The 278-nt window shown below is 61.2% G+C and carries 1 protein-coding gene; it reads left to right on the top strand.

Annotated features, from left to right (window positions below):
- On the top strand, positions 1-159 hold a 159-nt coding region (locus IU459_RS40375), incomplete at its 5' end, for a hypothetical protein (protein WP_369123115.1).
- Positions 160-278: the final 119 nt, after the last annotated feature.

Below are 278 nucleotides of genomic sequence, written 5' to 3'. Positions count from 1 at the left end.
CTCTATCGTCTTGATACCGCAGCCTTTGCTGAAGCTACTGCATCTCTGCAGGGCCGCACCCGCGTCTATTTTGCAGGTGATGAGCATACGCTGTTGCAGAATGGCACCCATACTAAGCCGAAGCATGTGCCCGGCACGCCGCCCACCATCGGCAGGTGATCCCGGGTGGCGCAGCGCACCCCCATTCTTGCCTCTCCGTCACTGACATCCACCGTTTCGGCCCAGCTGCTGTCAGGCAGGCAATGCAGCAGGCGGCTGCGGTTCTCCTGCTGATCCTC

This window comes from Nocardia amamiensis (assembly GCF_015477605.1).
GTDB classification, from domain to species: Bacteria; Actinomycetota; Actinomycetes; order Mycobacteriales; family Mycobacteriaceae; genus Nocardia; species Nocardia amamiensis_A.
The sequence above is the reverse complement of the archived record's forward strand: the minus strand, read 5'-3'. Positions and strand labels throughout refer to the sequence as shown.